We start from the raw sequence: 25,503 nt of genomic DNA on the forward strand, positions 1-25,503 counted from the left end.
AGGTTAGCGTTTCATCACCCGAGCTAATTCCCGCTTGGTATCCCTTTCCTTGATGGTCTCCCGTTTATCAAAATCTTTTTTGCCCTGTGCCAGTGCGATTTCTACCTTGGCAAATCCACGGGTGCTGATGAAGATGCGAAGCGGTATAATGGTAAAACCCCGTTCCTCACTTTTGGTTCTCAATTTTTTAAGTTCCTTTTTATTCAGTAGCAGCAGGCGATCCCGTTTTGCCTCATGGTTATAAAATGAACCATGGGAGTATTCTGCAATGTGCATATTACGGATGTAAAGGCCATCGTTTAGGAATGAACAGAACGAATCGTTGATATTGGCTTTCCCTTCGCGGATGGACTTGATTTCCGTGCCAAGGAGGTGTATGCCCGCTACGTAGGTATCGAGCATGTGGTATTCGAAATAGGCTTTTTTATTTTTGATATTGATATCTGAAGAAAGTGCCATCGTTACAGGTGTCTACAATAAATATTTTGTGCTACCTTATCCGAGATATTGATCCTTGTGCCATCTATTTCCAATGCAATGGAATGATCGAACTCGTATTGCTGCAATAGGGTTACCTTACTATGGATACCGATGCCGATTTGGCTAACGTATTGCAGAAAGGCAGGGCTATTATCTTTTACGGCAATAATGGTGTATTGGTTGCCTGCTATGGCTTCAGCCAAAGTGAGACGCGTTTGATTAATATAATCGCCATCGGCAGTCGGAATAACATCACCATGGGGATCAAATTGCGGAAATCCGAGGAATCTGTCGAGCCGTTCGACTAATTTTTCAGATTTAATATGCTCCAATTGCTCGGCGATATCATGCACTTCGTCCCAACTAAATCCCAGCTTGGCAAACAGAAATGTTTCCCAAAGGCGGTGTTTGCGTATGATCGCGATGGCTAAATTGCGTCCGTTATCGGTGAGGGATATTTTTCCGTATTTTTCGTAGTTGACCAGTTGCTTTTCCTTCAACTTTTTCAACATATCCGTTGCCGTGGCCGGGCGCACATTGAGCTTCCCTGCCAATTGGTTGGTGCCTGCTTCGCCAACGCCGCCTTGCTCGCCGGTAATGCGGAGCAGTGCTTTCAAGTAGTTTTCCTCGGTATCGGATAGCATAACGGCAAAGGTAGGCAAATTGTTAATAAAGTAAGACGCCCGATGCCCCTGTTGATCCGCTACGTGTTTGCGTTCAGTTCTTCAGCCATGGCCTTTCCGATTTCTGCCGGCGATTCCACTACGCGGATGCCACACTCCCGCATGATTTTCATCTTGGCAGCAGCGGTATCGTCCGCGCCACCCACGATGGCGCCGGCATGTCCCATGCGACGTCCCGGAGGCGCTGTTTGCCCAGCAATGAAACCAACTACCGGTTTTGTGCCGTTCTCCTTGATCCAGTTTGCCGCTTCAGCTTCCATTCCACCGCCGATTTCACCGATCACGATGATGCCCTTCGTTTCAGGGTCATTCATCAGCAATTCAACGGCTTCCTTGGTCGTTGTGCCAATGATGGGGTCGCCACCGATACCAATGGCTGTTGTAATACCCAATCCGGCCTTCACTGTCTGGTCGACAGCTTCATAGGTAAGCGTTCCGGATTTGGATACAATTCCCACAGTACCCTTTTTGAAGATAAAGCCCGGCATGATGCCGATTTTTGCTTCATCAGCCGTGATGATCCCCGGGCAGTTAGGGCCGATGAGCCTTGAAGTCTTGTCACTCAGGTAGGATTTTACCTGAATCATATCCTTGGTGGGGATACCTTCCGTAATACATACAATCACACCGATACCGGCAGCCGCGGCTTCCATGATGGCATCGGCAGCGAATGCCGGCGGGACGAAGATGATGGAGACATTGGCACCGGTTTTATCCACGGCTTCCTGAACGGTGTTGAACACCGGACGCTCAAGGTGCGTCTGGCCGCCTTTGCCCGGTGTTACGCCACCAACTACATTGGTGCCGTATTCAATCATCTGAGAGGCGTGATACGTGCCCTCGTTGCCGGTAAAACCCTGTACGATTACTTTCGAATCCTTATTTACTAATACACTCATTGTTCTCGTTTTTGCCCCGCAAACTTAGACAAAATTGCCTTTATTTGCAAGTTCAGGGAGCGGCATACTTAAAGCGACCTCGTCCGATACATGGAACCCGAGGCCCGTTGTATTTTGAATCCGTTATTAGAGGCGGATTTTGGCGAAGAAGTCCCATAAAACAATCCCGATGGATACGGCAATGTTAAGCGAGTGTTTAGTGCCGCATTGCGGGATTTCTATGCATGCGTCTACGAGCTGCATGACTTCGTCCGATACCCCATGTACTTCATTACCGAATACCAAGGCGTATTTTTCTCCAGCCTTGGGGGCGAATTCATGAAGAAGGGTACTGCCTTCGGCCTGTTCGACAGCTACAATGCGGTATCCGGCCTCACGAAGCTGCCCGATAGCTAGGCTAGTGTCCGTTACGTGGCGCCAGGTAACGGACTGGGTCGCGCCGAGTGCCGTTTTTTCGATTTCCCGGTGGGGGGGCGTACCGGTAATGCCGCATAAGATTACCTGTTCAAGGGCAAAGGCGTCCGATGTGCGAAAAGCCGAGCCTACATTATGCATGCTGCGGACGTTATCTAGCACCAGTGTGATAGGAAGTTTTGCCTGTGACTTGAATACCTCGACGGAGGGCCGCTGCAATTGATCCATAGATAGTTTCTGCATGGCGCAAAGATAAGGAAAGTCGCCATTTTAAATTTTGTAGGATTTGTTTTGAATATTAAAAAGAAGGTAGTAACTTTGCGGTCTGAAAATAGAGGGATAATTAGCTAAGTAAATGGCAAATCATAAATCAGCACTTAAAAGAATCCGGTCCAACGCCGCGAAGCGTTTGAGAAACCGCTATCAAGCGAAGACAACCCGTAATGCAATCAAGAAATTGAGGAATACTACTGATGCAGCCGATGCAAAGGTACTGTTGCCACGGGTAATTTCCATGCTTGATCGTTTAGCCAAAAAGAATGTCATCCACAAGAACAAAGCTTCTAACAATAAGTCGAAGCTGACGAAGCTTGTAAATAGTTTGTCATAATAAATACTACAGATACAACAAGCGAAAAGCCGCCCTGGATTCCAGAGCGGCTTTTTTTTGTGTCTTATGTTTTGTTTGCTTCGTCCCGCTTCTCATTGCTCACTGCCTTTAATACCTCCCGCAATTTCGCTTGGTCTTGCATATAGGGTTCCAGATCGAGCAATTCCACCGTACGGAAGTCGATCGGATGGCTTTCGCTTTGCAAGGAAACGTATCCCCCTTTCAATATCTTTCCATCCGTTTTTACGGCTGGGTCGTAATTCGATACGTTTCCACCACCGATCTGAGGCTTGTAATAGGTCAATACCGTGTCGCCTTCAAGGATGTGATGCACTACAGAGTCGCCCAGTACGAGAAACTCCGCTGTTACCCATTGGTCGCCATGGTAAGTTTTTGAATCGGAGTTGATGCAGTGTGGGGTGAATAACTCGCCGCCCCTTTCCATCAATACATTGGTGCCTGGAGTACAGAGATTGCTGGTAGTCCGTTCGTTGGTGCCATCGCCGCCAAGTAATTGCCCTTCGATAGAAATGGGGAAGTCCTGGTCCTTTAACATGGTTTGCGGATCCTGTCCGTGCAGCATGGCACCGCTATTTCGCCAGGCCCAGCCTTCGCCTCCCGGAGCCTGTTCGCCCGTGAAACGATATACGATCCGCAGCAGGTAAGCCGAGTACGGTGTGTTATAATGGATATGGCCATACTGGAAATCGAAATCAGTATATCCATCATACCGAACCTTCAAGAGGCTGTCTTCTACACGGAAGGTATTGGCGTAGTTCTCGCCGACTTCGTGTTTGGCAATTTTCACCGTCCAATCGTTGAGGTCTTTCCCATTGAAAAGTTGGGTCCATTTTAGCTTGTCTGCCTTGTTTGTACAGGCGCATACCGCTGCAGCCATGGCAACGGCGAGAATAAGGGGAGCTTTCATCTATTTATGTTTGATGTTAGTTTTAATGCGATGAAGATACTAATAAATTGTATAACCTACCGATCCCAAAGCCCACGGTGTTTGACATATTCACTTGGCCTTACCCCTACAATTCGGGTAAACGTGTTGCTAAATGTGGGCAGGCTGCTATAGCCTACCTTCGCGGCCACCTCATTGATAGCGAGCTTTTCGTCTAGCAGCAACGTTAACCCTTTGAGCATCCGCAAAATGGTGAAATATTGGATAAAGGACATATTGAGTTCCTTTTGGAATAGGCGAGCCAGTGAGCGCTCGCTGATACGAAACTGATCAGCAATGTGTTTAAAGCCGATGTTTTCCGCAATGTGCCTATCGAGGTATTCAACAATCTTCACGAGGCGGGCGTCATCCGGATAAGGTAAGGCTAGAGGCAAAGCCCCCCGGCTTAGTTCAGGAAGCAGCAGCTTGAAGGATTTAGCGATGCCATACCTGCTCTCCTCTTCCGGATGGATGTTGCCGTTCCATCTGTTGGTAAACATCATCAATTCCATCAATAAATCGTCTACGGGATAAATGGCCGTTCGATGGAAAAAAGTATCATCGGAGGCAGATACCGGAAAATACAAATTGCGCATGATCACTTCCGGTGTACTGGGATGGATGCTATGGGGCATGCCTGCCGGAATCCAGATGTAATGCCTCGCCGGCAGGAAGTAGGATTGTTCGGGTGTGTTGAGGTACACGACTCCACCTTCCGTATAAAGGAACTGCCCTTTTTCATGTTTGTGCTCGGGAATGAGTTTTTCACCCATTACGGCATGATGGCAGTAAATCGTATCAGAATACCGGTCTACTTCTGTGATGTAATACCTGTTTACGTAGTGCTTCATGCGGTGAATTTGCGGGGTCAAAAATAAAGAGAAAATGTGATTCTTTTTGTCTAAAATGGATAAATTTATGACTGATTATAATAAGTGTGGCTGGTTTGTTGAACGTGCTATGCGATCGCGGAAATGAAATTAATTCATAGGGGTTTAATTTGCATGATAGTGTAAAAATATTACGGTTTGGGCGTTTTGAAATTAACCACGGTCATTTTGGAAACTGACTTCGGAGAGTTCCCGGACTTTGTTCGGAGACTTTTCCAACTGACTTCGGTCTCGTTTGGCGAAAATCGGGATGAAAACTGAAGCGAAAAAAATGCAATTGGTATTTAAGGCTGTTTTTAAGCTGTGTAACGGCTCTGAGTTTTTAGAGGCCAAACTATCCAAAGCGGCATTGGGTTGAAATTAACTCGGGGTTAATGTTACTGAGAAATCTGATGTCCAAGATGTACAATCGGCCACCCAGTGGGATGAATTTGATAGGCATGTGCCTCATTTTTATAAAAGATCAATATATTAGTGGCCTGTTTGAAGATACTAAATAAGCAACAATTCGTACAATGATCACAAAAATGTCTCTCGGCAGCGGGGGTGACTCCCGCCGCACCTTTCTGAAGAAGGCGGGGGCTGCGGCTATTATCCTGCCGTTCGCACACCAATTGGGCTTCTCGAATGACCTGTCCCTTGCAAAAAAGAAAACATTGAAGATTGGCCTGATAGGCTGCGGAGGTCGTGGTACCGGCGCTGCCGCCCAAGCGCTTCGGGCAGATCCGGATGTGCAGCTCGTAGCGATGGGCGACATCTTTGAAGACCAGATCGCAACGGCCTACGATGCCTTGATGAAAATAGAGTCCTCGAAGATGAAGGTGAAAGACAAGCATAAATTCGTGGGATTCGATGCTTATCAGAAGGTAATCGATGCCGGCGTAGATGTGGTACTATTGGCTTCTCCTCCTGTTTTCAGGCCTTTGCACCTGGAGGCCGCAGTCAATGCGGATAAGCACATCTTTTGCGAAAAGCCCGTGGCCATCGACCCACCGGGGGTTCGGAAAGTCTTGGAGGCCGTACGGAAATCCAAAGCGAAAAACCTCGCAGTGGTTTCTGGTTTCTGTTTCCGTTATGCAAGCCCCAACCGGGCGGTATTCGGCCAGGTATTGGATGGTGCTATCGGTGATGTGCTGTCGCTTTCGTCATTCCGGTACGGTGGTGACCTTAGTCTCAAACCACGACAAGCAGGATGGTCGGACTTAGAGTTCCAATTGCGCAATTGGTTCTATTACAATTGGATGTCGGGTGATCTTGTTGTGGAGCAGGCCGTGCATAGCTTGGATATGATGTCTTGGGTAATGGGTGATATCCACCCGGTGAAGGCAATCGGGAGCGGGGGCAGGCAGGTACGGGTCGCGGAAGAAAAAGGGAATGTATTCGACCATTTCGCGGTGGAGTTTGAATATGAAAATGGTGTGAAGGGATATCACTTCGCCCGGCAGCAGGTAGGATGCACGAACCGGAATAGCGTGGATGTAATCGGTACAAAGGGAAAGATGGCCGTCGAAATCGGCAGCCGTTACGAAATCCTAGGGCAGCGCCAATGGAAATATGATGGCCCCAACAACAATATGTATCAGACGGAACATGACGAACTGTTTGCGTCCATACGCGCGGGCTCACCCATCAATGATGGCGACTGGATGACCAATAGCACCATGTTGGGCATACTGTGCACACTGGCGGCTTACAGCGGTACGGAAGTTACTTGGGAGCAAGCACTGCAATCAAATGTGATGTGGGGTCCCAATCCCGAGGATTACCGCATGGACATGCCTCCTCCAATCGTCCCGGTGGCGAAACCCGGAACGGGCTTAATCATTTAATTATGCTGGCTAAGATTAACCGACTCAGCAACTATCTTTGTGCCGCCTTGTTGTCGCTCGCGGTTTTGGCAGCAACGGAAGGCATCGCACAAGAGCGGCACATTACATTCGGAGCGGAAACGGATTTTACACAGCTGGTGTCCGGTAAAAAGATCAAACCCAAAAAAATCAACTGGATTGATGTGAATACGGCCGCTAATACCTGGCGGCGCGATGGTGATTTATTGATCTGTAGCGGAGAACCCATTGGGGTAATGCGATCGGAAAAGCAATATGAAAATTACATCCTTACGGTTGAATGGCGCCATATGGAAGCCGGTGGGAACTCCGGTATGTTTATGTGGAGCGATGCGAAACCCGGCGAACAAAACCGCTTGCCGGGTGGCGTGGAAGTGCAGATGCTGGAGCTGGATTGGGTCAACTTGAATACTCGTGACGGCAGAAAGCCGCCCATTGCATATGTGCACGGCGAATTATTTGGAGTAGGTGGGGTTACGACGGTGCCAGACAATCCACGGGGCGAGCGCAGCAAATCAATAGAAAATCGGTGTAAGGGAAAGGGAGAATGGAACCATTATGAAGTAATTTGCGTGGATGGTACCATTAAACTGTCCGTAAATGGTAAATTTGTAAACGGGATAAGCCAATCAACCATTAAGAAGGGATACTTATGTCTGGAGTCGGAAGGTGCAGAAATCCATTTCCGTAACCTGCGGATTGTCGAATTGGCACCTGGCGTCACCACGGCATCACAAACTGCTGATACGGTATATTGAATCCGTCGGCAAAGGTGATTATTGACAATATCTTAATCACGGTTTAATTGCAGCGTAACAAGTAGGGGATACCTTTGCATCAACAAGAAGATAAATACAATATTCATTTTGTTAGGTTTGGTTAAATGGAAAAGCCCTGCTGTGAAGCGGGGCTTTTTTGTGGATAAAAAATATATTTTTTTAAACGGAAGATATTATCTTTGAGTGAACCAATTTATAAAATCCATGGAAATTAAAACTTCAACTAAGTTCGTAGCCGAATTGATCGGTACCTTTGGTTTGGTGCTTTTTGGTTGCGGAGCCGCTGCAGTGGCCGGTGCAGATACCCTTGCCGGCCTTTCGGGCTTGGGTCTATTAGGGATCGCGCTGGCCTTTGGCTTGTCGGTGGTCGTCTTTGCTTACGCTATCGGTGGCATCACCGGTTGCCACATCAATCCGGCCATTACTATTGCTATGCTTGTGAACGGCAAGATTTCCGTAAGTGACGCAATCACTTATATTATTGCCCAATTCATTGGCGCGTTATTGGGTGCGTTTGTGCTGCAACAGGTACTTAGCGGCCAGCTCGCAGGTTTCACGCCGGTTGAGTGGGCCTACGGCTCCAATGGTTGGGGTGATGGCTACCAGAATGAATACGGCACGGGTGCCGCTTTTTTGGCTGAGGCCGTGCTGACGTTCCTGTTTTTGTTTGTGATATTTGCCGTCACCTCCAAATGGGGGAATGGCACGATGGCCGGACTGGCCATTGGCCTCACGTTGGTGCTTATCCATTTGGTTGCCATTCCCATTACGGGCACTTCGGTTAATCCTGCGCGTAGTTTCGGTCCGGCCATCTTAGCGGGTGGGGCGGCTGTGAGCCAGTTGTGGCTGTTTATCGTGGCCCCGATTGTGGGGGCTGTTGTGGCGGCGGTTGTTTGGCGGCTTTTGGAAAAGAAAAACTGATATTGTAATACGGGGGATGTCTTTTCGCTTCCCCCGTTTTTTTGATTTAAATCCCATACTTAACACCCAAACTAAACCATCTCCCCGGCATGGGCACTGCCGATGCCTCAATGTAGGTAATGTCGAAGATGTTTTGAACGTCTAAATAGATGTCAACCGGGTTGACGCGGTAGCCGAATCGGGCATCGCCTAGGAAATAGCTTTTATAGCTAATGCGTTCGTTGTACCGTGCCGCCGCGGTAACCGAAAGTTTGCCCGACGTAACGTGTACATGTACCGTTGCCTGATGGCGTAGGCTCTCGATGACGTACTTGGAAAGGAATCCCTCATTTTGGCTGTCCTCAAATTCGGGCGATAACCATGTATAAGACAGTCCGGCCATCCACGTGGTTCGCTCGTACGGGGAGGCTATTCGGTAATTCCCCGAAAATGTGAAGCCCCGGGTGCGGTTGCGCTGGAAATTATGTGGTTGCCAGGGCTCATTTGTTGATGTTCTTACCCAGTCGATAAAATCATTCATGTTTCGGTAGAAATACCCGATATGGGCCATTAGCCGGTTGTCCGCGTACTTAAGTCCGCCCTCCGCATGCCAAGCGCTTTCCGACTGCAGCAGTGGATTGCCGATGTTGCCCGGACGCTGGTCAATATAAAGATCTGTAAATGAAGGGATTCTATGACCCATGCCCGTGTGGCCCACCAGCTTCCATCGGTCGCTCAATTCGTAGCCCAAGTCGATGCCTGGAAATACCTGCCAGCCATAGTCCGAATTATAATTGATGTAAGCGCCGGCGCTGAGTAACAGCCGCTTTATTTTTTCGGTTTTGAACTCGGTATATAACCCGTAGTTATTGCGGCTATGATCACCGATATTGCTGCTTTGGATAACTTCGTTGCGCATTTCGAGTCCGACGCCGATATCACCTGCTCCCGTTTGGAGGGTCGCATTTACCTCGGTGTTGATCGTATGCGTGTGGTGTTGGCTCCGGGCACGGCTCAGGTCATGGCGGAAATAGCGGTAGTCATCGTAGCCATAGCGGTAGCTAACACGGGGCGACAGCGAAAGGCGGTCGTTCAACCGGCTCCGGTATCCGATTGCTGCTAGTACCGTCTGCACAACTTCGCGCGATTCCTTGTCCCCCGGCGCGGCATAAAACCCATTGGCACCGAACCCGTTGGATACATAGCCGCCCATCAATGAAACGGCATCCGTGCTATTGGTGGCTACGTCGCCTTGATAAAACACCTTATTATTGCGGAATGCCGTGTTGTAACGGTAGCCATTGCCCGATTCGTGGCTGCCATACAATGAATGGCGGCCCGCACGGCCGGCCCAAGTGCCGCCAAACTGTATCCCCCGCCCGTTGAAAAGTATATCGTTGTTTGCTGTGTCGCGTTTGAATCCCGAACCTGTATACACATGTGCCGATATGCCCGAAGTGGCAGGTTTCCTCGTTACGATGTTGATGGCACCCGTAAGGCTGTTGATGCCATAGATACGGGCTGCCGGCCCGCGTATGATTTCGATCCGCTCGATCGCATCGGTCGGTATGGGAAGGTTGAGGCTATTGTGCGCAGTTTGGGCATCCAATACCTTGATGCCGTTGACCAAAATGAGGGTCTGCTCAAAACTGCCTCCATCGATACTGACATCCGCTTGTGTGCCAAAAGGCCCACGTTGTCGCAGATCCACTCCACCCACATGGCTTAGCAATTCGTTGATTGAGCGGGCAGGCATCGCTTCTATTTGCTGTCTATCAATGATCTGGATGTTACGGTTCTGCTTGGTAAAAGGGAGTTGCATCCTATTTTCCGTTATGATCACCTCATTCAACGGGATTGCGGTGGAGTCTGCTAACTGCGGAGCCGACCGACTATCGGGGTTTATTTGCGCTAGTGTTAGACCAGACCATAATACAGGTAATGTTGCGTACTTAAGGGTATATAATATTGTCATCCGATTGTTTTTTGCAAAAATCGTAACTTGCCGGCACATCACGATGTGCCAGTTTTTATTTTATGGATAGTCCGGTTTTGGTTCCTTATCGTAGTTTCATTCAGGTAGACCGTGGGTCTTCCACGCCGGTTTACCTACAGGTGGCCCACCAACTCATCAATGCCATCCAGCGTGGTTACCTGATGGACGGGCACAAGTTGCCGGGCAGTAGGCTACTGGCAAAATTATTGGGGCTGCATCGGAATACCGTAGTGGCGAGCTATGCCGAGTTGGACGCGCAGGGATGGGTAGAAACGCGCCCGAGCCAGGGAGTCTTTGTGAGGAATGGCAAGCGCGAAAAGCCCATGAAACTCGCGTATGGAGGTGGCGGGGTGTTAGCCAGCTATCCCCGGCAAACCGGTTTTCAGTTCAAGAGATGGAACGTGTTGGATAATCCGTTCGATCGATCCACTGCGAAATTCAGCTTGGACGATGGCCTTCCGGACCACAGGTTATCTCATGTGGGGTATCTCTCTCGCTTGCTCCATACCAACATGCGGCGCAAGGGCAATCAGGCAAAGTTGGGTTACCACAATACGATGGGAAGCGAGTACTACAAAGAAAACTTGGCGAACTTCCTGAATCTGACCAGGGGGCTGCATATCTCCAGGAAGAATATCCTTGCCACGCGCAGCCAGGAGCTGAGTATCTATTTGGTGACGGAAACGCTGATATCGCCGGGTGATCGCGTAGTGGTCGGCGAGCTTAGCTACTTCGCAACCAACATGATCCTCCAAAAAGCTGGGGCCAATATCCTTACCGTTCCAATCGATGATGAAGGGATTGACGTCGTTGCTATTCGTCGGCTATGCGAACATCAACCGTTCCGGATGCTCTACATTACACCCCATCACCATTATCCCACCACGGTCACGCTTAGTGCACGGCGTAGGGTGGAGTTACTGGAGCTCTCTGCAAAGTATGGATTTGTTATTCTGGAAGACGATTATGATTATGATTTCCACTATGACGGCAGTCCATTGCTTCCTATGGCGAGTGCGGATACAGGCGGTATGGTGGTATATGTTGGCACATTTGGAAAGTCAATGGCTCCTGGTTTCCGATCTGGTTTTATCGTGGCCCCTGATCGATTGATTGCTGAAATGGACAAACTCTTGGGTATTATGGATCGGCATGGCGATACCCTTACCGAATCCGCACTCGGTGAGATGATTGCCGACGGCGAAATCCATCGCTACCTTAAGAAATCCATACAAGCTTATCGGGTAAGGCGCGATTGCCTTGGACAGGTATTGGCGTCTAAGCTAGGCCATTGTGTAGATTTTACATTGCCGAATGGCGGTCTCGCCATCTGGACGCAATGGCCGGTGACTCTCAATCTGATGCAACTCCAAAAACAATGCTTGGAGCACGACCTCTACCTGCCGCGTTACCTGCTCTATCAATCGCATAACTACTGCGGCATACGCTTTGGATTCGGAAGCATGGCACCTGAAGAATTATCCGATGCTATTCAAGTCATTGCAGAAGCAACCGATGCTATCAGTTGATAAAGGTTTGAATTTGAGGAAGTCAATGCCACTCCTCGCGTCCCAGCGGTTTCCGCCCATCGAGGGGCGACGGGATGGAGTCGAGTAGGGGCGTATCTGCTGTCAAATTACGGATGTCCGGCTGCCCGGCATCTACCCATGCCGAATACCAGAAGCTGCCAATGCTATGAATAGCTCCCCGCATGCGCCGCTCCACCATGCCCTGCAATGCCTCGTGATAGGCATGTGAATATGCATCGGAGTAGGTACGGATCAAAATGCGGTTTCGCTCGATATAGCCGTATTTGCGACCGGCTGGAAAACTGTTATTCAGCTGGGCCTCGATACCGAGTACTGAGTCTACCGCATGGTGACTCTCCTTGACGATCCGCCATGCCTCGTCTACCGGTGAAGCGACGTATTGGGCACGGCCCACCACGAAGTCATACCCATCGGAAAATAGTTCCGGCAGGCGGCTTTCCCAAAACGCGTGGATACCCACTTGGTTTGTCTGCTGGCCGTTGTAATTGCTCGTGGTATGCAATGGTACATGGGCATCGGCCAGGTAGTGGCCAATGTCTGATGAGTACCGTAATATCCGCCGCATATGTTTCTCGCTGAGCGCGCGCACAAGATTATGGTAAGTCCGGTTGATTTGCCATGGGAGAATGCCCGAGGCAATTAGTCTGCGTTCACTAAACTTTTCGACGGCAGCCGTCCAGTGGATAGGAATGCTGTCGAACGGTTGCTTCCCATATTCATCAGCGTCGAGGAAATGACGCGGCGATTCGGCCGTGTCGACATAACAACGCTTGTCAGCATCCACGGCGTGTTCGGTCATGTAATCCACGTGTTGCTTATAGAACCCGGCCATTGCAGTAGGCAATGTAAAAACGGCCATCCGATTGATCCGTTTGTGGGCATGAAATCCCCACGAAGACAACAATATCACACCAGCGATACATACGAGCAATAGGTAGATTCGGCTCATGCGTTAAAATTAAGGGATATATGGAGAAATCACAAAATATTCATGGATTTTTAATAGAGAGATCACATGAAATGACGTCTTTGGCATCGATACATTTTATCCGTAACTGATATGAAAGGACTAATATGTTGGCTAATGGGTTTGAAAAGCCGTATTTTTTTACGTTTTTTGGCCTCGGCGTTTAAGCACTGAAAATGAAAATCCTTTATGCGGTACAGGGTACGGGAAATGGCCACTTGAGTCGGGCGATGGACGTGGTTCCTTGTTTGCAGCGGCGGGCCGCCGTTGATGTGTTGGTGAGTGGTATTCAAGCAGATTTGGAATTGCCTTTCCCGGTAAAATACCGCATGCATGGACTCAGTTTTATCTTTGGAAAAAAGGGGGGTGTGGACCTGTGGAAGACCTTTATGAGTTCTACGGTTCGTCGCCTTATCCATGAAGTGAGTACGTTGCCTATAGAAAATTACGATCTGATCATCAATGATTTTGAGCCGATTTCCGCATGGGCTTGCCATACGCGTGATAAGGAATGCATAGGTTTGAGTCATCAGGCTGCGGCGATGGACACCCTGGCCCCAAAGCCTAAGGATCAGGATATGGTGGGTAAATTCGTTATGCGTAATTATGCGCCCGCCACCGTCAACTATGGATTCCACTTCAAGTGTTATAACCACCGGATATTCACGCCTGTGATTCGGCAGCAGGTACGTCAATTGAACGTTACCGATGAGGGGCATTATACCGTTTATCTGCCTGCCTATGACGACGCGAGGTTACTTAAACAGTTAATGCGTTTTCCTGATGTCAAATGGCAGGTATTCTCGAAGCATAATAAAAAGCCTTTCGATATGCGTAATGTGAGTGTCAGGCCAATCGCCAGCGACTGCTTCATCCAAAGTATGGCTGCATCTGCGGGGGTATTGTGCGGCGCTGGATTTGAGACCCCGGCCGAGGCCCTGTATTTAAGAAAGAAGTTGCTCGTCATTCCGATGAAAAATCAGTACGAACAACACCTCAATGCGGCGGCACTCGAGGAGTTGGGTGTACCGGTTGTTAAGAGCCTGAAGTCCAAGAATGATGTAGCCATGGAAGCCTGGCTCAATAGCAAGCACACCGTTACGGTGGATTATCCCGATTGCACACAAACAATTATTGATAAATTGTTGGAAACACACGTGCCCAAAACGATGGTGTAAATGGTGAAAGCAGATTTTGGTGCCGATTTTCAATGGGGTGTTTCTAGCGCTGCCTTCCAGACGGAAGGGGCATGGGATGCGGATGGTAAAGGCGCATCGATATGGGACACATTTACGAAGCGTAAGGGGAAAATCCGTAGCGCACACCACGCTCAGCAGGCGAGCGATTTTTATAATCGATATCCGGAAGACCTGGCATTGATAAAGGAAATGCATATCCCCAATTTTCGATTTTCCATATCCTGGCCTCGTATCCTGCCTAATGGTACCGGTAAACCCAATAGCAAGGGGTTGGATTTCTATGAGCGGTTGGTAGACCATTGCCTGGAAAAGAATATCACTCCTTGGGTTACACTCTACCATTGGGACCTTCCCCAAGCTCTTCAAGAAAAAGGCGGCTGGACGAACCGTGACGTGTTGTCGTGGTTAGAAGAATATACAGCCCGTATTGTCGGGCATATCGGGGATCGTGTAAGGCATTGGATGGTGCTCAATGAACCCACGGTATTTACTGCAGCCGGCTATTTCTTCGGGGTTCATGCACCGGGGATGACGGGCTTGCCGAATTTCTTTCCCGCGGCGCACCATGCGGCATTGGCCATGGGAAAGATTGGGCGCTTATTGCATTCGGAATTGCCTGATGCCCTGGTGGGCACTACGTTTTCCTGTTCGAGTATCCATCCGGCGAGCGGTAGGCAACGTGATATTGCAGCCGCAAAGCGGGCAGATGTCTTGATCAATCGCCTGTTTATCGAGCCTATACTGGGAATGGGTTATCCCATAGCTGATTTGAAGGCATTGACGGGTATCGAAAAGTACATGCTTGCTGATGACGAACGCCTCATGCCTTTCGATTTTGATTTTATTGGTATCCAGAATTACACCCGCGAGGTCGTGAAGCATTCGTATTTTGTGCCCTATATACGTGCACGGCTGGTTCCTGCTAAAAGGCGCAAGGTGCCCCGAGTCACTGAAATGGGGTGGGAAGTATATCCCGAAGCTATCTATGAGATGATCAAGAAATTCAGCGACTACCCTAATATCCCTAAATTATATATCACCGAAAACGGAACAGCCTTTCCCGATTGCGTTACGGATGGCAGCGTGGCCGATCACCAACGCGTGCAATACCTCCAGGATCACCTCAGCCAGGTACTCCGTGCTAAGCAGGATGGGCTGAACGTGCATGGCTATTTTGTGTGGACGCTCACCGACAACTTTGAATGGGCAGAAGGTTACCACGCCCGGTTTGGCTTGGTACATGTCGACTTCGAGACGCAACAGCGGGTCGTGAAAGATTCCGGGAAGTGGTATGGCGCGTTCCTAGCGGAGAAATGATTACACCATAGGCTCTGCGTTGAAACCTGTTTTTTTGATAATATCCAATACCTGTTCTTCGGTAATTCCCTCTGATTTTACGGTGAGAATTTTATCCTGATTGGCGATGTCCACGTTCCATTCGCTAATGCCTGATGCGTTATCTAACTGAGGCTTTACAGCTGCTACACAACCACTACAATTGATATTCGTCTTAAATTGAAATGCTTTGTTTTCCATTGTTTTTAAACTTTTGTTAACTATGATTTAATTTTTTGAACCGCACTTATCGTTTACCAATGCAAAGTTCGGCATACACATACCCCTCCTCGTTGTGTTATTTCTTGTTTGATTTGCGAGATTTACTGATTTACTTTTTCCATTTTAATCGCAAGCTGTTACTAACCACACTTACACTGCTCAACGCCATTGCTGCACCTGCAATCATCGGGTTAAGCAGAAAGCCATTTATCGGATAGAGAATGCCCGCAGCAATCGGAATACCTATGAGATTATAGATAAACGCCCAAAACAAATTTTGCTTAATGGTAGCTACGGTCTGTTTTGAAAGCTTTATCGCCTGCGGTATCTTGGTAAGGTCTGATGAAATAATGGTCATTTTAGCGACGTCCATTGCAATATCACTTCCTTTGCCCATCGCAATGCTTACATCGGCGGTTGCCAATGCGGTACTGTCATTGATGCCATCACCAACCATTGCAATTATTTTGCCTTGCTGCTGCAATTCTTTTACAAAATCCGCTTTATGCTGTGGCAATACTTCTGCCTTGTAATGTTTGATGCCTGTTTGTTGTGCAATGGCTTTGGCCGTGGCTTCGTTGTCGCCTGTAAGCATATATAGCTCGATGCCCATTTCCTGCATTTCCTTGATAGCTTGCACCGAAGTTTCTTTAATCTCGTCAGCGATGGCAATTACGGAAAGTACCTGTTTACGATCTGCGAACCAAATGACAGTTTTGGATTGGTTACTCCATTCATCAGCTTGCTTTTGTAGTTGTTCTGCAATCCTGATGTTGTTTTCTGCCAATAGCTTTTTATTGCCTACAAAATAGGTTTCGTTATGGTGATTCGCTTTTGCCCCTTTGCCTGTAATACTGTCGAACATTGACAAAGGGGTGGTTGCTACACCGGTAAGATGATTCACAACTGCTTCAGCTAATGGATGTTCCGATTGCTTTTCGATGCTTAAAAGTACGCCTTTCATTGCATCGTCATTATCCAGCCATTGGATACCTGTTACCTGTGGTCTTCCCTCGGTAATGGTTCCAGTTTTATCCAATACGATGGCATTTACTTTCTTGGCTAGTTCAAGACTTTCGGCATCTTTGATCAAAATACCGTTTTCAGCGCCTTTTCCCACACCTACCATAATTGCCGTGGGTGTAGCCAATCCCAACGCACACGGACAGGCAATCACCAATACCGTAACGGCTGCCAACAATCCCTGCACGATACCGTTATCGCCACCTAAAACAAACCATAAAATAAATGTGAGTATGGAAATGCCTATTACAATAGGAACAAAAATACCCGCAATCTTATCTACCAATTTTTGTACAGGTGCTTTACTGCCTTGTGCATGCTGCACCATTTTGATAATTTGGGCAAGCATGGTTTCTTTGCCTACTTTTACTGCTTCAAATTGGAAACTTCCTTTTTGATTAATCGTTCCCGCAAAAACCTTTTTGCCTTCTTCTTTTAACACCGGAACAGGTTCACCGCTCAACATACTTTCATCCACATAGGATGTTCCGGATACTACCAAGCCGTCCACCGCAATTTTTTCACCCGGTTTTACGAGGATAATATTCCCCGTGTCTACATGTTCGATGGCAATTTGCTGTTCGGTTCCATCCGGCTTAATGACAATTACGGTTTTAGGTTGTAAACCCATTAGTTTTTTAATGGCCGAAGATGTGTTGCCCTTGGCTTTTTCCTCCAATAACTTCCCCAAAAGGATGAACGCGATAATAACAGCTGCCGCTTCAAAATAAACGTGTGCGTGCAATCCCCTTTGATGCCAAAAATCTGCAAACGCCATGTTGAACACACTGAATAGGTAAGCGATACCTGTACTCAATGCGACCAAGGTATCCATATTGGCAGAACGGTGTTTGGCTTGTTTCCACGCATTGATGAAAAAGTCCTTGCCAAACCATAGCACAACCGGTGTAGAAAATAACCACATAATCAGATCGGCGTAAGGCATATTCATAAAGAACATTCCGATAACCACAACCGGCAAAGACAGGGTAATTGCCCAAATGGTTTTATGCTTTAGTTTTTCGAATTTTTGAGCGTGGATAGCTTCCAACGTTTCCTGCTGTTTGGCTTCATCTGCTACCAATAAATCGTAACCAACGGACTGCACTGCCTTTTTTAATCGGGCGGCATCAGTCATATTGGGTAGATACTCCACGGTAAGATTGCCCGTAGCAAAGTTTACGGAAGCATCGATAACCCCCGGTTCATATTTTACGATGTTTTCTGCACTACCCGCACAGGAGGCACAAGTCATACCTAATACCGGAAAGGAATTTCTAACGGTTGGAACTCCGTAACCCAAGTCTTTAATCGCTTTTACAGCTTCTCCTATTGCTTCGTCGTTAGCTACCGTAATAGCTGCCCGCCGATTGTTTAGTTCTACTTTGTGGCTCTCCACACCTTTTACCTGCGCCAATCCCTTTTCCACGATTAATGCACAGTGTTCGCTTTCTACATCCGCTAATGGGATGTAAACTGTTTCGCTATTACTAATTGTTGCCATAATCTGATTGCCTTAACTTTACAATGCAAAATTGGCGATTACAATGAGGTTTACTGTTGTGGAATTATGGAATTGAGTTGTAAGATTTACGTGCTGTTGTTCAGGAGTGCTGTTAGACTTCATCCAACGACTTTCTTTTAACTGCTCTTATTTGTCTGAAATGGCTTGGCGATAATCCGGTTACTTTTTTAAATTGATTACTTAAATAAGCTACGCTTGAATAATTTAGTTGGAAAGCAATTTCACTCAAAGACAATTCATTATATACCAACAGCTCTTTTACCTTTTCTATTTTTTGGGCAATAAAATACTTTTCAATGGTTGTGCCTTCGACCTCTGAAAACAGGTTGGATAAGTAATTATAATCGTGGTTCAGTTTATTGCTTATCAGATCTGAAAGGTTGGTTTTGGCATCGTTGTCTTGATAATGAACCAATTCAATAATTACATTCTTTATTTTTTCGATGATTCGACTTTTCTTATGATCAATAATTTCAAACCCCAGTGGCTGTAAGGCTTCGTTCAATTTCTTTTTTTCTTCTGTTGTAAGCGCTTTATCCAAGATCACTTCACCCAGCCTGATGTTCTTTACATCTAGCCCTAGTTTATCCAATTCATTTTGCACCACCATAATACAACGGTTGCAGACCATATTTTTAATAAAGAGTGTGTTCATAGTTATTTACTGTTTCATTTTGCTATCTCTTGAAGAGCGCTAACAGCAAATTTACGATTTAAATTAAGCATTATCTACTAGTCAAGGGCGTTCTCGTGCTTTTAGGTTCCTCCGTTCCTTTCAATTGTCAACGCTTTGCCATTTTTGGCGAATAGTATATGCCGTTATAGACATCGGCTTGAATACGGCACGATTTTGTACAACATCTTTCCAGTATTTGTTTATTTCTTAGCGTTTTATTTTTTGGAACAATTCAGTGGCTGAGTTTCTTGATTTCTTGAATAACCTGACCGATCCAAATTGGATAGTGGCACACGGTGGTCTTTATTTATTGTTGTTTATTGTTTTTGCCGAAACAGGTATTCTAATTGGATTTTTCCTGCCCGGTGATCCCATTCTGTTTATCGCTGGCATCATCATCGCCAATCTGACACTTGGGCCGGTGGATTCTGTGCTCACGCTGTTATATTGGATTGCATTGATATCGGCGGCGGGGATACTCGGTAATTTCGTAGGGTATTGGTGCGGTAAATATTTCGGCCATCGGCTGTTGAAGGCGAAAGATAACTGGCTCTTTAAGAAGGAATATATTTTCCGGGCACAGGAATTTTATGAAAAGAGAGGTGGGGTGGCCATCATCCTTGCCCGTTTTCTTCCCGTAGTGCGGACATTCGCCCCCATAGTGGCTGGTATTGTAGAGATGGATTTCCGTAAATTCGCTTTTTATAATGTAGTGGGCGGAATCTTGTGGGTAGGCAGCTTGGCTACATTGGGTTACCTGCTCGGCGAAAACGACTGGGTACAACGCAACCTGGAATATGTCATTATGGGTATTGTGGTGCTGGCAACGGCCCCAGTGCTTGTAAAAATGTTTACAGGCAAGAAAAAAATGGCAACCGCAAAAGCCGAAACGGGGGTTTTGGAAAAAGAAGAATATTAATGCCATCGATCGGAATACCTAGGTTTGTTACGTTTAAATGATGACGGAGGCGATCAGATTGCTTAGCTTTGCAGAAATTTATCTTTTGCGTACATGGACACCGAGGAATCTATTGTCAAAAAGCAAGTATCCGCAACAATCTATCCCGTCTTATTTGCATTGAGCTTTTCGCACCTGCTCAATGACACCATCCAATCCCTTATTCCGGCAATTTATCCGATAGTGAAGGATTCCTTCCACCTGAGTTTTTCGCAGATTGGTTTGATTACGTTGGTGTTCCAGCTTTCTTCATCATTATTGCAACCGTTGGTAGGTATCATTACCGATGCCAAACCCTATCCTTATGCATTGCCGGTTGGAATGGGGTTTAGCCTCACTGGATTGGTGATGATGGCTTTGGCACCGAGCTATCAATGGATATTGGTCTCGGTTGCATTTGTGGGTGCCGGCTCTTCGGTCTTCCATCCGGAGGCGTCCCGGATGGCATATGTGGCTTCGGGAGGGAGACGCGGCTTTGCGCAATCGTTGTTTCAAGTGGGCGGCAATGCTGGGAGTGCTATTGGCCCGCTGCTGGCTGCCATGCTAATCGCACCTTTCGGACAGTTCAATGTCATCTGGTTTTCGGCGGCAGCACTTACCGCCATCATTATCCTTTACCGGATCGGCAAATGGTATAAACCGAAATCCATCCGCAACTACATTTTACGTAAGCACAATGTAAAGGAGGTGGCGCCGATAACCCTGCCCCGTAAAACAATAGTCATCTCCATCGTCGTGTTACTTGTGCTCATTTTTTCTAAGTATTTCTATTTTGCAAGCCTCACAAGCTACTATACCTTTTACCTAATGGATAGGTTTGGGGTATCTGTACAACAATCACAGATTTACCTGTTCATCTTCCTTTTTGCAGTGGCTGCTGGTACGATGATTGGCGGCCCGGTGGGCGACCGTATTGGGCGGAAATACGTTATCTGGCTTTCGATTTTAGGAGCGTCGCCTTTTACGCTAGCATTACCTTACGCGAATTTATTTTGGACGGCCGTCTTGTCTTTCATCATCGGTGTAATCATTGCGTCGGCTTTCTCCGCTATATTGGTTTATGCGCAGGAGCTATTGCCGGGTAATGTAGGGATGGTATCGGGACTCTTTTTTGGATTTGCGTTTGGTATGGGCGGGATAGGTTCTGCTGTGCTCGGCAAATTGGCCGACAACCAAGGAATTGATTATGTATATCACCTGTGTTCTTTTTTACCGCTCATCGGGATTGTCGCTGCTCTTTTGCCGAATTTAGCGAAGCGATCTCATTGAAGCAATATGAACGAACGGCTTCTTGTCTATTGACTGTGTAATTTGATTGCAGACGTGAGGATGATAGCCTTGTATATGTGTGCGAGTTTATCTAAGTTTGACCCACTGGATAATGGTAATAAACAATCTCCAATATGAAATTTTTAAGTATGATCGCCGCGGGGTGTTTGCTGATGAATACCGGCATTGTAACTGCTCAACAAGCTGATGAGGTCAAAAGGCCAACGCTGGAAAATCACGCCGATTCGGTCGCTTATGCTTTTGGTGCTTCAGTCGCACGGGACCTGAAGCGCACTGGTCTCGAAGGAATCAATGCCAACGCGTTTGCACAGGCTATTGCTGATGTATTTGACGGAAAGGCTATTCCTTTCGACGAGGTACAGGAACGCGAATTGATCATGAGCACCATCACGGCGGCCCGCGAAAAGATGGATGGTCGAATGAAGGCTGAGGCCAGCGCCTTCATGGAACGTAATGGGGCTAGGCAGGGTGTCACGACCACGGCATCCGGTCTCCAATATGAGGTGGTTCGAGCGGGCACTGGTGGGCGGCCTGGGCTTATGGATACGGTAACTGTGCATTACAAAGGACAACTAAGTGATGGTAAGGTCTTCGATAGCTCCTATGACCGGGGCGCGCCTGCGACATTTCCCTTGGGCCGAGTGATACCAGGTTGGCAGGAAGGGTTGCAGCTGATGCCCGTGGGCGCGCATTATCGGATTTATGTGCCTTATGAATTGGGGTATGGAGAGCGTGGAGCGGGGCAGGATATACCACCCTATAGCGCGTTGATTTTTGATGTGGAACTTATTTCGGTGCAGCAGCCAGACGAGGTGTCGGTTATTGCTGATCCGGTGGACAAAGCCGAATGAATCCCTTAGGTAAATCGGATTTATTGGTAAGCGCGGTAAGTTTCGGCTGCATGTCATTGGGTGAAAATGCAATGGTCTACAAAGACTTGTTGCGGAAAGCAGCAGATGCGGGCATCAACTATTTTGATACGGCTGATTTGTACCAGAAAGGACTGAATGAGTTGTATGTGGGGGAAGCGCTTAAGCCCATCCGCAAGGATGTCCTCATCGCCACGAAAGTGGGCAATCAGTGGCGTCCGGATGGTAGTGGCTGGGACTGGAATCCGAGTAAAGATTATATCCTGAGGCACGTCGATCAAAGCCTTAAGCGACTCAAAACAGACTACATAGACCTTTACCAGTTGCATGGCGGAACCATCGATGATCCCATCGATGAAATAATAGACGCATTTGAAGTAATCAAGCAGCAGGGGAAAATCCGTTGGTATGGTATTTCCTCTATCCGGCCTAATGTAGTGAGGGAATATGTGAAGCGCTCGAACATTGTTAGTGTAATGCTGCAATATAGCTTGCTCGATCACCGGCCTGAGGAATCATTGTTGGCTTTACTCCACGAGCATGGGATCAGCGTGATTTGCCGGGGCGCCATTGCCCAAGGCTTGCTGGTTGGCAAGGCGGCTGATCGTTACCTGCAGTATACAGATGGGGAGGTGGCAAAAGCAGCAAAGGCTGTGAGTAAGGTGGCTAATGAATCGGGGTTAACTAACCTGGATGTCGCATTGGGCTATGTATGGACACACCCGGCTGTGGCTACGGCCACATTGGGGGTACGGACAACAGCTCAATTGGATGAGGGCATCCAAGCACTACGCCGCGCCGCGCCGCTATCCGAAAGCCAGCAGCACTTGCTACGTCATTCAGTCCGCTCATTCAGCTACGAAGTACATCGATAAAAAATTACAGTTTTTAACTTTTAACTTAATTATAAACAGCAAATGAAGAAGCATCTGAGATTAATTGCCCTTATGGGATGTGTGGCATTAAGCATGGGAGTGACCAAGCTGTATGCACAGCAGCCGGAAAAGAAACTGGGTTGGTATTTATCGGCACAGACCTATACCTTCAATAGGTTTACGTTCTTTGAAGCCGTTGACAAGACGCTCAGTGCCGGGCTGAATACTGTCGAGGCATTCAATGGCCAGGAACTCGGTGGAGGAATTGAAGGTTCGATGGATTATAAGATGGACGCCGAAAAACGTAAGGCAATTTTGAAAGCCTTAAAAAAGAAGGGCGTGAAACTTTATGCCTTTGGTGTGGTGAACGGTGACAACGAAACAGAATGGAAACAATTGTTTGAGTTTGCGAAAGCAATGGGCATAAAAGTGATCAATTCCGAGCCGAAGGCAGAATTTATGCCCCTGATTGGCCAGCTTGCAACCCAGTATAAAATAAAAGTAGGCATTCACAATCATCCAGAACCCTCACATTACTGGAGTCCTCAGGTTGTGCTTGACGCGATCGCTGCTGCCAATAGCGAATATGTAGGTGCCTGTGCCGATATCGGCCATTGGGTGCGGTCGGGATTAGACCCGGTGGAAAGCCTGAAGCAATACGAAGGACACCTGGTCAGCTTGCATTTCAAGGACCTGGCTGAGAAATCAAGTAAGACGCACGATGTGCATTGGGGAACCGGTGTGTGTAATGTGAAAGGGGTGATTGCCGAATTGAAACGCCAAGGGTTCAAGGGGGTTATCTCTGCAGAGTATGAGCATAATTGGGAGAACAACGCCGGCGATGTCGCACAGAGTGTTGCCAATTTCAGGGAAATTGTAAGCGGGCTTTAAGGGCCTGCAATGGGCCTTAGGTTGTATTGCCGAGGGCCCATTGCATAGCTTCCCATTCAAAACAACCCAAATAGCTCCGTTTCTATTTTCTGGAGTACAAAACCCATATCCTCCGGTTTATTGGCAAAATCGAGCTTATCCTTATCCAAAATAAGCAATTTGCCATCCTTGTAGTTCTTGATCCATTTTTCGTACTTGGCATTGAGCTTGGATAAGTAATCCAATCGGATATTTGCTTCGTATTCGCGACCACGGGTCTGTATGTTTTCCACGAGCGTAGGGACAGAAGCCCTAAGATAGATCAATAAATCAGGTGGTTTGATATATGATATGATGCTCTCGAATATATTGCTGTAATTTTCAAAATCCCGGGCACTCATCAGCCCCATATCATACAGGTTTTCCGCAAAAATATAGGCGTCTTCATAAATGGTGCGATCTTGGATGATATTAATCTCTTTTTGCTGCAGTTGCACAATATGCCTGAAACGGCTATTGAGGAAAAAAATTTGTAGGTTGAAGGCCCAACGCTTCATGTCGCCGTAAAAATCTTCCAAGTAAGGATTGTCGTCTACAGCTTCAAACTGTGGTTCCCATTTGAGGTGGTTGGCCAGCAACTTGGTGAGCGTTGTTTTCCCTGCTCCGATATTTCCTACGATGGCAATATGCATATACTAAAACTTTCTAAAGCCGATAATTTGACGGATATCCGCTAAGGTTTTGCGCGCACTTTCCCTTGCTTTCTCGTTACCTCGGCGGATCACTTTGCTAATATACTCGTTATCACTGGAAATCTCATCTATGCGTGCGCGGATGGGTGTCGTAGCCATGATCATGTCTTCCGCCAATTGCTTCTTAAGGTCGCCATAGCGTATTTGGCAGGAATTATACAGCTCATCGAAATGTGCGACGGTATCGACAGCGGATACCGCAGCAAGCAAGGTAAATAAGTTTTGGATGACTTCCGGCTTTTGCTGATTAGGTTCTGTCGGGCCGCCATCGGTTACCGCACGCATCACCTTCTTGCGGATAATCTCGGGAGTGTCCGATAAATAAACCGCATTAGCTTCGCCTTCCGATTTTCCCATTTTTCCCTTCCCGTCCAAACCAGGTATCTTAACGAGCTGCTTGCTGAAAGAAAATGCATGAGGCTCGATAAAGTAGGGTGTTTTATACATCCGGTTAAACCGATTTGCGAACGTACGCGTCATTTCGAGGTGTTGCTCTTGGTCTTTTCCCACAGGCACCTTGGTGGCTCTGTGCAGCAGAATATCGGCAGCCATCAATACGGGGTAGGTGAGTAGGCCCGCATTCACGTTGTCGGGATTAGCCCTCACTTTGTCTTTAAAGGATGTGGCCCGCTCAAGTTCGCCTAAATAGGCATTCATATTGAGGTAAAGATACAACTCCGCTACTTCGGGCACGTCAGATTGGATATATATGGTAGCCACATCAGGATCAATGCCGGCGGCGAGGTATTCCACCACGACCTGACGTACGTTGGCATGCAGATCCTCCGGCGTGGGATGTGTCGTCAACGAATGGAGGTCTGCAATGAAAAAGTAGCAGTTATGTTCATGCTGCATTTGCACGAAATTGGTAACTGCTCCATAATAATTCCCCAAATGTAATTTTCCGGTACTGCGGATGCCGCTCACTACTGTTTCCATATTGACCGC

General features: G+C 47.5%; 25 protein-coding genes. 12 read left to right on the forward strand and 13 right to left on the reverse strand.

Annotated features, from left to right (window positions below):
* Positions 1-3: 3 nt before the first annotated feature.
* The 4 genes from smpB to IEV98_RS10785 form a co-directional block, all read right to left on the reverse strand.
* Positions 4-459: an SsrA-binding protein SmpB gene (gene smpB / locus IEV98_RS10770; RefSeq protein WP_188505839.1), complete on the reverse strand. Its 456-nt coding sequence runs from the start codon at positions 457-459 to the stop codon at positions 4-6.
* Positions 460-461: 2 nt separating this feature from the next.
* A complete protein-coding gene (locus IEV98_RS10775) occupies positions 462-1,124 on the reverse strand; it encodes a metal-dependent transcriptional regulator (RefSeq protein ID WP_188505840.1) in 663 nt (220 codons plus the stop codon).
* Between the two features lie 59 nt (positions 1,125-1,183).
* A complete protein-coding gene (gene sucD, locus IEV98_RS10780) occupies positions 1,184-2,062 on the reverse strand; it encodes a succinate--CoA ligase subunit alpha (protein WP_188505841.1) in 879 nt (292 codons plus the stop codon).
* A gap of 126 nt (positions 2,063-2,188) precedes the next feature.
* Positions 2,189-2,719 carry an RNA methyltransferase gene (locus tag IEV98_RS10785; protein WP_188505842.1) on the reverse strand — a complete coding sequence of 177 codons (531 nt, stop codon included), beginning with the start codon at positions 2,717-2,719 and terminating at the stop codon, positions 2,189-2,191.
* A gap of 112 nt (positions 2,720-2,831) precedes the next feature.
* On the opposite strand from IEV98_RS10785, the gene rpsT reads away from it, so the two are divergent.
* Positions 2,832-3,086 carry a 30S ribosomal protein S20 gene (rpsT, locus tag IEV98_RS10790; RefSeq protein ID WP_188505843.1) on the forward strand — a complete coding sequence of 85 codons (255 nt, stop codon included), beginning with the start codon at positions 2,832-2,834 and terminating at the stop codon, positions 3,084-3,086.
* Between the two features lie 64 nt (positions 3,087-3,150).
* On the opposite strand, the gene IEV98_RS10795 is transcribed toward rpsT, so the two are convergent.
* On the reverse strand, positions 3,151-4,014 hold the full coding sequence (locus tag IEV98_RS10795; protein WP_188505844.1) for a 3-keto-disaccharide hydrolase: 864 nt from the start codon (positions 4,012-4,014) through the stop codon (positions 3,151-3,153).
* 56 nt (positions 4,015-4,070) lie between these two features.
* Positions 4,071-4,883 carry a helix-turn-helix domain-containing protein gene (locus IEV98_RS10800; RefSeq protein ID WP_188505845.1) on the reverse strand — a complete coding sequence of 271 codons (813 nt, stop codon included), beginning with the start codon at positions 4,881-4,883 and terminating at the stop codon, positions 4,071-4,073.
* A gap of 554 nt (positions 4,884-5,437) precedes the next feature.
* On the opposite strand from IEV98_RS10800, the gene IEV98_RS10805 reads away from it, so the two are divergent.
* The 3 genes from IEV98_RS10805 to IEV98_RS10815 all read left to right on the forward strand — a co-directional run bounded on the left by IEV98_RS10805 (position 5,438) and on the right by IEV98_RS10815 (position 8,469).
* Positions 5,438-6,751 (forward strand): Gfo/Idh/MocA family protein, encoded by a 1,314-nt coding sequence (locus tag IEV98_RS10805; protein ID WP_229738675.1) that lies wholly within the window; start codon positions 5,438-5,440, stop codon positions 6,749-6,751.
* A gap of 2 nt (positions 6,752-6,753) precedes the next feature.
* Positions 6,754-7,527 carry a 3-keto-disaccharide hydrolase gene (locus IEV98_RS10810; protein ID WP_188505846.1) on the forward strand — a complete coding sequence of 258 codons (774 nt, stop codon included), beginning with the start codon at positions 6,754-6,756 and terminating at the stop codon, positions 7,525-7,527.
* 225 nt (positions 7,528-7,752) lie between these two features.
* Positions 7,753-8,469, forward strand: coding sequence for an MIP family channel protein (locus tag IEV98_RS10815; RefSeq protein WP_188505847.1), 717 nt, complete (start codon positions 7,753-7,755; stop codon positions 8,467-8,469).
* Positions 8,470-8,515: 46 nt separating this feature from the next.
* On the opposite strand, the gene IEV98_RS10820 is transcribed toward IEV98_RS10815, so the two are convergent.
* Complete coding sequence (locus tag IEV98_RS10820) at positions 8,516-10,423, reverse strand: TonB-dependent receptor plug domain-containing protein (protein ID WP_188505848.1); 1,908 nt, start codon at positions 10,421-10,423, stop codon at positions 8,516-8,518.
* 62 nt (positions 10,424-10,485) lie between these two features.
* On the opposite strand from IEV98_RS10820, the gene IEV98_RS10825 reads away from it, so the two are divergent.
* On the forward strand, positions 10,486-11,973 hold the full coding sequence (locus IEV98_RS10825) for an aminotransferase-like domain-containing protein (RefSeq protein ID WP_188505849.1): 1,488 nt from the start codon (positions 10,486-10,488) through the stop codon (positions 11,971-11,973).
* A gap of 22 nt (positions 11,974-11,995) precedes the next feature.
* Here the strand turns inward: IEV98_RS10825 and IEV98_RS10830 are convergent, their stop codons facing one another.
* Positions 11,996-12,943, reverse strand: coding sequence for a zinc dependent phospholipase C family protein (locus IEV98_RS10830; protein ID WP_188505850.1), 948 nt, complete (start codon positions 12,941-12,943; stop codon positions 11,996-11,998).
* 194 nt (positions 12,944-13,137) lie between these two features.
* Here IEV98_RS10830 and IEV98_RS10835 point away from each other — a divergent pair, with 194 nt between their 5' ends.
* Positions 13,138-14,139: a glycosyltransferase family protein gene (locus tag IEV98_RS10835; protein WP_188505851.1), complete on the forward strand. Its 1,002-nt coding sequence runs from the start codon at positions 13,138-13,140 to the stop codon at positions 14,137-14,139.
* On the forward strand, positions 14,140-15,477 hold the full coding sequence (locus tag IEV98_RS10840; protein WP_188505852.1) for a GH1 family beta-glucosidase: 1,338 nt from the start codon (positions 14,140-14,142) through the stop codon (positions 15,475-15,477).
* Here IEV98_RS10840 and IEV98_RS10845 read toward each other — a convergent pair whose 3' ends face one another.
* The 3 genes from IEV98_RS10845 to IEV98_RS10855 form a co-directional block, all read right to left on the reverse strand.
* Positions 15,478-15,696 carry a heavy-metal-associated domain-containing protein gene (locus tag IEV98_RS10845; protein WP_188505853.1) on the reverse strand — a complete coding sequence of 73 codons (219 nt, stop codon included), beginning with the start codon at positions 15,694-15,696 and terminating at the stop codon, positions 15,478-15,480.
* 130 nt (positions 15,697-15,826) lie between these two features.
* Positions 15,827-18,244 carry a heavy metal translocating P-type ATPase gene (locus IEV98_RS10850; RefSeq protein ID WP_188505854.1) on the reverse strand — a complete coding sequence of 806 codons (2,418 nt, stop codon included), beginning with the start codon at positions 18,242-18,244 and terminating at the stop codon, positions 15,827-15,829.
* A 112-nt stretch (positions 18,245-18,356) separates the two neighbouring features.
* Positions 18,357-18,920 carry a helix-turn-helix domain-containing protein gene (locus IEV98_RS10855; protein ID WP_188505855.1) on the reverse strand — a complete coding sequence of 188 codons (564 nt, stop codon included), beginning with the start codon at positions 18,918-18,920 and terminating at the stop codon, positions 18,357-18,359.
* Between the two features lie 256 nt (positions 18,921-19,176).
* On the opposite strand from IEV98_RS10855, the gene IEV98_RS10860 reads away from it, so the two are divergent.
* The 5 genes from IEV98_RS10860 to IEV98_RS10880 all read left to right on the forward strand — a co-directional run bounded on the left by IEV98_RS10860 (position 19,177) and on the right by IEV98_RS10880 (position 23,824).
* Entirely contained in the window at positions 19,177-19,860 is a 684-nt protein-coding gene (locus tag IEV98_RS10860) for a DedA family protein (RefSeq protein WP_188505856.1), read from the forward strand.
* A 93-nt stretch (positions 19,861-19,953) separates the two neighbouring features.
* Entirely contained in the window at positions 19,954-21,168 is a 1,215-nt protein-coding gene (locus IEV98_RS10865) for an MFS transporter (protein WP_188505857.1), read from the forward strand.
* Positions 21,169-21,302: 134 nt separating this feature from the next.
* Positions 21,303-22,040, forward strand: coding sequence for a BamJ family beta-barrel-assembly machinery protein (gene bamJ / locus IEV98_RS10870; RefSeq protein ID WP_229738676.1), 738 nt, complete (start codon positions 21,303-21,305; stop codon positions 22,038-22,040).
* Positions 22,037-22,933, forward strand: coding sequence for an aldo/keto reductase (locus IEV98_RS10875; protein ID WP_188505858.1), 897 nt, complete (start codon positions 22,037-22,039; stop codon positions 22,931-22,933). Before bamJ ends, IEV98_RS10875 begins: the two co-directional genes overlap by 4 nt.
* A 42-nt stretch (positions 22,934-22,975) precedes the next feature.
* Complete coding sequence (locus IEV98_RS10880) at positions 22,976-23,824, forward strand: sugar phosphate isomerase/epimerase family protein (protein ID WP_188505859.1); 849 nt, start codon at positions 22,976-22,978, stop codon at positions 23,822-23,824.
* Positions 23,825-23,880: 56 nt separating this feature from the next.
* Here IEV98_RS10880 and IEV98_RS10885 read toward each other — a convergent pair whose 3' ends face one another.
* Positions 23,881-24,495, reverse strand: coding sequence for a deoxynucleoside kinase (locus IEV98_RS10885; RefSeq protein WP_188505860.1), 615 nt, complete (start codon positions 24,493-24,495; stop codon positions 23,881-23,883).
* A gap of 3 nt (positions 24,496-24,498) precedes the next feature.
* A complete protein-coding gene (gene trpS / locus IEV98_RS10890) occupies positions 24,499-25,494 on the reverse strand; it encodes a tryptophan--tRNA ligase (RefSeq protein WP_188505861.1) in 996 nt (331 codons plus the stop codon).
* Between the last annotated feature and the right edge of the window lie 9 nt (positions 25,495-25,503).

It is taken from the genome of Parapedobacter pyrenivorans, assembly GCF_014636865.1.
Classification (GTDB): Bacteria; Bacteroidota; Bacteroidia; order Sphingobacteriales; family Sphingobacteriaceae; genus Parapedobacter; species Parapedobacter pyrenivorans.